General features: G+C 61.2%; 5 protein-coding genes and 1 pseudogene. 3 read left to right on the top strand and 3 right to left on the bottom strand.

Annotated features, from left to right (window positions below):
- Nucleotides 1-771: IS110 family transposase (locus ACEW8G_RS16580; protein ID WP_373489498.1), on the bottom strand; the 771-nt coding region annotated here is incomplete at its 3' end.
- 220 nt (nucleotides 772-991) lie between these two features.
- Nucleotides 992-1,129, bottom strand: a pseudogene (locus ACEW8G_RS16575) (recombinase family protein); the annotation flags it as partial.
- Between the two features lie 402 nt (nucleotides 1,130-1,531).
- On the opposite strand from ACEW8G_RS16575, the gene ACEW8G_RS16570 reads away from it, so the two are divergent.
- Both ACEW8G_RS16570 and ACEW8G_RS16565 read left to right on the top strand, forming a co-directional pair.
- Nucleotides 1,532-1,783 (top strand): type II toxin-antitoxin system Phd/YefM family antitoxin, encoded by a 252-nt coding sequence (locus ACEW8G_RS16570; RefSeq protein WP_373489497.1) that lies wholly within the window; start codon nucleotides 1,532-1,534, stop codon nucleotides 1,781-1,783.
- Nucleotides 1,773-2,198, top strand: coding sequence for a putative toxin-antitoxin system toxin component, PIN family (locus ACEW8G_RS16565; RefSeq protein ID WP_373489496.1), 426 nt, complete (start codon nucleotides 1,773-1,775; stop codon nucleotides 2,196-2,198). The genes ACEW8G_RS16570 and ACEW8G_RS16565 overlap by 11 nt, the downstream gene beginning before the upstream one ends.
- 200 nt (nucleotides 2,199-2,398) lie before the next feature.
- On the opposite strand, the gene ACEW8G_RS16560 is transcribed toward ACEW8G_RS16565, so the two are convergent.
- Nucleotides 2,399-3,469, bottom strand: coding sequence for an AI-2E family transporter (locus ACEW8G_RS16560; RefSeq protein ID WP_373489495.1), 1,071 nt, complete (start codon nucleotides 3,467-3,469; stop codon nucleotides 2,399-2,401).
- Between the two features lie 318 nt (nucleotides 3,470-3,787).
- On the opposite strand from ACEW8G_RS16560, the gene ACEW8G_RS16555 reads away from it, so the two are divergent.
- Nucleotides 3,788-4,375: IS110 family transposase (locus ACEW8G_RS16555; RefSeq protein ID WP_373489494.1), on the top strand; the 588-nt coding region annotated here is incomplete at its 3' end.

Below are 4,375 nucleotides of genomic sequence, written 5' to 3'. Positions count from 1 at the left end.
ACCGGACGATCGCTGGCGTGGCACAAGGCCCAGCCAGGCAGCGAAGTCCCGGCCCCGGAGGAACTGCGCCATCTGGGGCGCGAAGGCCTCAACGGCCAGCGCGGTGATGGGACCGACGCCTGGCATGGTCTGCAGGCGGCGCGCGGTGTCTGTCTCGGAAGCCAGCGTCTTGATCCGACCGGTGCGCGCGTCGATGCGCGACGTCTTCTCGGCGATCTGCGCCAGAAGGTCCCGGCATTCCTCACGCACCAGCACCGGCAGGTCGCTGTGGGGCTCCTCGACGATTGCCTCGATGCGCTTGAGGTGGCCGATGCCCTGCGGGATGGTGTAGCCATACTCGTAGAGCGCCGCGCGCAGCGCGTTCACCAGTTCGGTGCGCTGGTGCACCAGCCGTTCGCGGGCGCGAAACAGCACGGCCCGCGCCTGCTGCTCCGCAGTCTTCGGCGCGACAAAGCGCATCTCGGGCCGCTGAGCTGCGATCACGATGGCCTCAACGTCTGCGGCGTCGTTCTTCTGGCGCTTCACGAAGGGCCGGACATACTGCGGCGCGACGAGCCGCACCTCATGACCGAGCGCCGCCATCTCTCGCGCCCAGTAGCTGGCGCCGCCGCAGGCCTCGAACACCACCACCGCCGGGGCCTGCGTCGCCATGAACGTCCGGAACTGCTCGCGTGTCAGCTTCCGGCGAAACAGCACCTCGCCGCGCATCGAAGCGCCATGAACCTGGAAGACGCGCTTTGCCAGGTCCACCCCGATCATCGTATCCTTCATCTCGCCGCCCTTTCCGCTTCGTGGATCTTTCACAACACCACGCTGGCACATCGCGATGCCGTCTGGGGAGGGCGGCAACCACCCCATCTCTTGCGGTCAGCGCGCCCTCCGCGCCCCTTGCGGTCAGCGCGCCCTCCGCGCCCGCTACCGTTGCGCGACACCTCGTAACGGTGGGTGTCGCCATATCTCGTAAATCTGGGTGTCCATTGACATCGCCCGCGCGCAGCAGCTCCTTCGCCTTCTCAAGCCCGGGACGGACGGCCGTCGAGCCGCTCACTTGATTGACCAAAATCTTCTCGCAGCCGGCCTTCATCAGGGCGTCATGCTGAAGGTCGGGGTTCTGATCGAGGGTGGAGACGCGGGCGTAACCTGATCTTCAGGCCAACACCCATCGGTCTGATAAGGAAACTCGCAGGGCTCGCCTGTTTCCTGCCGCTGTTTGTTTGCCTGAGTATCTTGACCGTTGATCCGTCCCTGGAGCAACCTTGCGAGGAGTGCAGGCGGATAGGCAAGAAAACCTATGTTTTCTTGCCTATCCTTTGACGGCGCTGCGCTTCACCTCGGCGGTCGCGCTCCACCGGCCTCGCAACTACGCACCTCGAAGACACGTCGCCTCCAGCGCGGTTCTCGCTGGCACCCTCGAATGATCAAGAATCGCCTTGTGTGAGCGGGAAGCCGTGCTGACAGCGCATGCCGTTACCCGACCTTCGGGAGGACGCTTCTGATTGTAGCCGGCGCCCATAATGGATATGATGGCCTCATGAGAGAAATCGCCGCCCGTGACGCCAAGAACCGCTTCGGTGAGCTGCTCGACGCCGTGCAGGGTGCGCCCGTGCGCGTAACCAAGAAGGGCCGGCCCGTGGGGGTGATGATGTCTATGCAGCAGTACGAGCGCCTCCGGGGCATCGCCTGGGAGCGACTGACCGCCACCATGGACGAGATCGGCGTCGAGGCGGCCTCCAACGGATTGACCGACGCAGAGCTCGACGCCTTGCTGGCAGATGAGAGCTGACCGCATCGTTCTCGACACCAACGTCCTCATCAGCGCCGCGCTTCAGCCCAAGGGCCCGCCACGCGCGACGATCGACGCGGTTCGCGCAGCGGGCGGCGTCCTCATTTTCAGCGACGAGACCTACGAGGAGTTGCGCAGTCGGCTCACCCGCCCGAAGTTCGACCGCTACGTCAGCGCCGATGCGCGCGATCGCTTCATCGTCCAGGTGCAAGCGGCGTCGGAATGGGTTGCGATCAGCGGTGCGGTCTTCGGCTGCCGCGACCCGGACGACGACAAGCTGCTCGAGACGGCGCTGGCCGGGGACGCTGGCTGCCTGGTGACTGGCGACAAGGATCTGCTGATCATGTCGCCGTACCGAAGCCTGCCGATCCTCGAGCCGCGGGCGTTCCTCGCCGCCTTGGCCGCAACAGCCTGACGCCGACTTACCCGAATCAGTGCCCGATTCAAATAGTGTCTTGGCGGATGGCGTCTGACGTAATTCGTGTAGTGCTTTCATGGCTTTGGGTGACCGCATGTCGCAACGTCTCAGTCGCGAACTTATTGTGGAGACCGCCAGCATCGTGTCTCCGTGTTCCGCTTGACGCCGCAGTTTCGGGAGTGACTGGTTGGCTTTGTTTATGCCGGTGGAGCTGGGTCGATGGCGCGGCCGCTCAGGAAGTTGCCGAACGTGGCAAGCGAGGGCACATGATCGCAGAGCACCTTTATCAGCGCCACGATCGGCACTGCCATCAGCGCCCCCGGAATTCCCCAGAGCCAGGTCCAGATGATCACCGTTAAAAACACAGCGACGGCGTTTAACTGTAATCGCGTCCCCAGCAGGATCGGTGTGAGGAATTGACCCTCGATCACTGTGAGTAGCTGATAGACGACGGGAGCGAGCATCGCATAGTAAATGTTGTCAAAATGAACTATCGCAAAGGCTCCAACGCCAAGCGTGCCGATAAGACCACCCAAAAAAGGCAAATAATTCAGACAAAAGGCGGCAATGCCCCAAACAAACGCATAAGGCATCCCCAGCAGATACATTGCGACACCGATAGCGACCCCAAGCACTACGTTGATGACAGTAATTGCTATAATATATCCTGACATTATTTGTTCAGTTTCGTATATCGCAGTCAGTGCGCGCCTTTTATCGCCAAAGGTGGGAAATGACTCGACAATTTTGACGTAAAATAGATTGCCAGATGACAGGAGGAACAATGCCAGGACGAGGCCAGCTCCCAGTGAGGTGACGAAACTGGCAAGGTTGCTGACGACTGTAGTCAGCAAGCCGGGTTGCTGCAGGACTACTGTATTGACGGTAGTTTCTCCGCCCTGGGCCAGTTTCTCGACTTGATCCGACGCGTCTTGAATTGCCGCAACTGAAGCGGCGAAACCGCGAAGTTTGTTGCGCAGTTCCCCCGAAATCCGGGGAATTTCATCGAACCAGCTGGTTACCTTCCCGCTCAGCAGAAAGACCGCGATCGCCATCAGCCCTGCAAATCCAAAAATGAGAACCGCAGCCGAAATCGGAGAAGGGATGCCTCGACGTGAGAGCCACCGCACCCAAGGTCCCAGTGTCAGCGCCACCAAGAACCCCAGCACAGTCGGTAGCACTATGTCTTTAGCAAAATAGACTACTGCAAGGGCCAGCAGAATAACGATTGCTGTCAAAAGTTGATTAGTAGTGCTTGTGTTCTCCATGATATCCACTTGCGCTCGCTGCGAGGCCCGAAGCAACCTGTGTCAGACAGCGCAGTTGATCGCTCCACAGGTTTGCATGCTTTACCAAGCTTAAATGCGGCGGGTCAAGGAACGTTTCATATAAAGCAATCGGTGATTTTGATAGTAAAATGTTCGTAAACTGCGTCACCAGAATTATCGCGAGCTGTATTCGCCATACTTTTTCTCGCCATACGGCTTGCTCTTCTAATCGGCGAAGCGTAACCGATGGGGTGGACGCCCCCCGACGGCTCTGTGCGACGGTGCTGGGTGTTTCGGCATCGCTGAGAGGGGGCGTCCATGAATGAATTGAGCATCATCGGTCTGGACCTGGCGAAGAACGTGTTTCAGGCGCACGGCTCGGCGGCCGACGGGTCGATCGTCTTCCGGCGGAAGCTGACGCGCCTTCAGGTGCTGAAGTTTTTCGCCGAGCAGCCGCGCTGCACGGTGGCGATGGAGGCCTGCGCGAGCGCCCATCACTGGGCGCGGGCAATTGCCGAGCTGGGGCACGCGGTGAAGCTGACCCCGCCTGCCTACGTCAAGCCGTTTGTGAAACGGCAGAAAAACGACATGGCTGATGCCGAGGCGATCGCCGAGGCCGCCGCCCGCCCGACGATGCGGTTCGTGGCTCCAAAGTCAGAGGCTCAGCAGGCGGCGGCGATGGCGTACCGGACGCGGGAGCTTCTGGTTCGCCAGCGCACCCAGACGATCAATGCGCTGCGCGGTCATCTGGCGGAGTACGGCGTGTGTCAACGGCGGAGACAAATCCGGCCACGTGGCGGCGCAAAATCAGGCCAGTGGCTGGGCGCTGAGCGCCATGGCGCGCGCGCTCACCACGTAGCTGGCGCGTGCCATGGCGCTTTGGCCCGGAGGGCCAATCGTACAACG

It is taken from the genome of Blastomonas sp. (genome assembly GCF_041747255.1).
Classification (GTDB): domain Bacteria; phylum Pseudomonadota; class Alphaproteobacteria; order Sphingomonadales; family Sphingomonadaceae; genus Blastomonas.
Note: the sequence above shows the minus strand (reverse complement) of the source record. Positions and strands in the feature narration are given on the sequence as shown.